Annotated in this window: 1 protein-coding gene and 1 pseudogene; both read right to left on the bottom strand. The window is 35.7% G+C overall.

Going from position 1 to position 3,528, the window contains the following annotated elements:
- Window positions 1–1,012: pseudogene (locus tag RMN92_RS12745) on the bottom strand (DNA-directed RNA polymerase subunit beta'); the annotation flags it as partial.
- A 322-nt stretch (window positions 1,013–1,334) separates the two neighbouring features.
- A partial coding sequence (gene rpoB, locus RMN92_RS12740) for a DNA-directed RNA polymerase subunit beta (RefSeq protein ID WP_309609821.1) occupies window positions 1,335–3,528 on the bottom strand: 2,194 nt, incomplete at its 5' end.

Below are 3,528 nucleotides of genomic sequence, written 5' to 3'. Positions count from 1 at the left end.
CTGCAGATGCTTTACGCGTATTATCGAAAAGTGAATCTACAGATTCCTGTAACATACGTTTTTCGTTTCTTAAGATAACTTCTGGAGCTTTAATCTCCATTAATCTTTTCAAACGGTTGTTACGTATAATTACACGACGGTATAAATCATTTAAATCAGAAGTTGCAAAACGACCTCCATCAAGTGGCACAAGCGGACGCAATTCTGGTGGAATAACTGGAACCACTTTCATAATCATCCATTCTGGACGATTTTCACGGTTTAAGTTAGACTCACGGAAAGATTCAACAACTTGTAATCTTTTTAACGCTTCTGTTTTACGTTGTTTAGACGTTTCATTGTTAGCATTATGTCTTAATTGGTAAGACAATGCATCAAGATCAATTCTTGCTAATAAATCCATAATACACTCTGCTCCCATTTTGGCAACAAACTTATTAGGATCAAAATCATCAAGATACTGGTTGTCAGCAGGAAGAGTATCTAAAATATTTAAATATTCTTCTTCTGTCAAAAAGTCTAATCTTTGCAAAGATTCACCTTCTGCATTTTTAGCAATACCAGCTTGGATTACTACGTATCTTTCGTAGTAAATAATCATATCTAATTTCTTAGATGGAAGACCAAGGATATAACCAATTTTGTTTGGAAGAGAACGGAAATACCAGATATGAGCAATTGGCACAACAAGATTGATGTGACCTACTCTGTCTCTACGTACTTTTTTCTCAGTAACTTCAACACCACAACGGTCACAGATGATCCCTTTGTAACGTATTCTTTTATATTTTCCACAAGCACATTCAAAATCTTTTACTGGTCCGAAAATACGTTCACAGAAAAGACCATCACGCTCTGGTTTGTGCGTTCTGTAGTTGATAGTTTCAGGCTTTAACACTTCACCTCTTGATTCTTTCAAGATAGATTCAGGAGAAGCAAGTCCTATTGAGATTTTATTAAACCTTTTTACAGGGTTTTTATCTTTATTGTTATTATTTCTATTATTCATCATAGTTTTTACTATTGATTTATTTGCAATTAAAAAATTGATTCTCATCTAAGTCGAAAGTTTGAAAGTCTAAGGTCGAAAGTCATACGAGACTTTAAAACTTTATGACATTTGACTTGCGACTAAAAGATTACCTCGGATTACTTCTCTAAACTTCAACAAATTTTTGAAGTGCTAATTATAAAATCTTTTGAGATCTTATAAAAAATCGGAACGGGTTACGGGTCTAAATCCTAAAAACTCTTGTAAAAAAGTGTTCAGGATTCAGGATTTAGCGTTCAGTTTATCACTGATTACTAAATACTGAACACTGAATACTAACCTTTTATTCTTCTAAACGAATGTCTAGTCCAAGACCTTTCAATTCATGCATCAATACATTGAATGATTCTGGTAATCCTGGTTCTGGCATAGATTCACCTTTTACGATTGCTTCGTAAGTTTTTGCTCTACCAATAACATCATCAGATTTCACAGTCAAGATTTCTCTAAGAGTACTTGATGCTCCATAAGCTTCAAGTGCCCAAACCTCCATCTCTCCAAAACGTTGGCCTCCAAATTGAGCTTTACCTCCAAGTGGTTGTTGTGTAATCAACGAGTATGGACCTATAGAACGTGCGTGCATTTTATCGTCAACCATGTGTCCAAGTTTCAACATGTAAATAACTCCTACTGTTGCTGCTTGATGGAAACGCTCTCCTGTACCACCATCATATAAATGTGTATGTCCAAAACGTGGTACTCCAGCCTCGTCAGTCAATTCATTGATTTGATCTAAAGTTGCTCCGTCAAAAATTGGTGTAGCAAATTTTCTACCCAAATTCATACCAGCCCAACCAAGTACCGTTTCATAAATTTGACCAATGTTCATACGTGAAGGTACACCTAATGGGTTCAACACGATATCAACTGGTGTTCCATCTTCAAGGAAAGGCATATCTTCATGACGAACGATACGAGCAACAATACCTTTGTTACCGTGACGTCCTGCCATTTTATCCCCAACTTTCAGTTTACGTTTTTTGGCAATATATACTTTAGCAAGTTTCAAGATTCCTGCTGGCAATTCATCTCCAACAGTAATAGTGAATTTCTCTCTACGTAATGCACCTTGTAAATCGTTCAATTTAATTTTATAGTTATGAATTAAATCATTCACCATTTTATTAGTTGCATCATCAGCAACCCATTGACCTTTACTTAAGTGAGCAAAATCTTCAACAGCATAAAGCATTTTTTGAGTGTATTTTTTACCTTTTGGTAAAACTTCTTCACCCAAATCATTCATTACACCTTGAGATGTTTTTCCGTTTACGATCAAGAAAAGTTTTTCAACTAATTTGTCTTTTAATTCAACAAATTTAACTTCAAACTCCATTTCAAGTGCTCCTAAAGCATCCTTGTCTTGTGTACGTTTACGTTTATCTTTTACTGCTCTTGCAAACAATTTTTTATCTAAAACAACACCATGTAAAGAAGGAGATGCTTTTAATGAGGCATCTTTTACATCACCTGCTTTATCCCCGAAGATTGCACGAAGCAATTTCTCTTCTGGAGTAGGATCTGATTCTCCTTTTGGAGTAATTTTTCCGATCAGAATGTCGCCAGGTTTTACCTCTGCTCCAATTCTAATCATACCATTTTCATCTAAATCTTTAGTAGCTTCTTCAGAAACGTTCGGTATATCGTTCGTTAATTCTTCGTTACCTAATTTAGTATCTCTAACTTCAAGTGAATAATCATCCACGTGAATAGAAGTAAAAATATCGTCACGAACTACTTTTTCAGAAATTACAATCGCATCCTCAAAGTTGTACCCTTTCCATGGCATAAATGCAACTTTTAGGTTTCTACCTAAAGCCAATTCACCATTTTGAGTCGCATATCCTTCTGATAATACTTGTCCAGGAACCACTCTATCCCCTTTTCTTACGATAGGTTTAAGATTGATACTTGTACCTTGATTGGTTTTTCTAAATTTAATTAGATTGTATGTTTTCTCATCTGGCTCAAAACTTACCATTCTTTCTTCCTCAGAACGATCGTATTTGATAGTGATGATATTTGCATCTACATATTCTATAACTCCATCTCCTTCAGCATTAATCAATACTCTAGAATCAGAAGCTACTTGACGCTCTAAACCAGTTCCAACAATAGGAGCTTCAGGACGAATTAATGGTACGGCCTGACGCATCATGTTAGATCCCATCAAGGCTCTATTCGCATCATCATGTTCCAAGAAAGGAATCAAAGACGCTGAGATAGAAGCAATCTGGTTTGGCGCAACATCAGTATAATCAACTCTTGTTGGTTCAATTACTGGGAAATCACCTTCTTGACGTGCAATTACGTCTTCGGCAGTTATTTTTCCAGTGGCATCCATTTGAATGTTTGCCTGAGCAATCATCATTCCTTCTTCTTCTTCTGCGCTTAAGTAAACTGGAGTAGAAACTAAATCTACCGTTCCATTGGTTACTTTACGGTATGGTGTTTCAATGAAACCCATTCCGTTTACT

It is taken from the genome of Flavobacterium sp., from assembly GCF_031363805.1.
Lineage (GTDB): Bacteria > Bacteroidota > Bacteroidia > Flavobacteriales > Flavobacteriaceae > Flavobacterium.
Note: the sequence above shows the minus strand (reverse complement) of the source record. Positions and strands in the feature narration are given on the sequence as shown.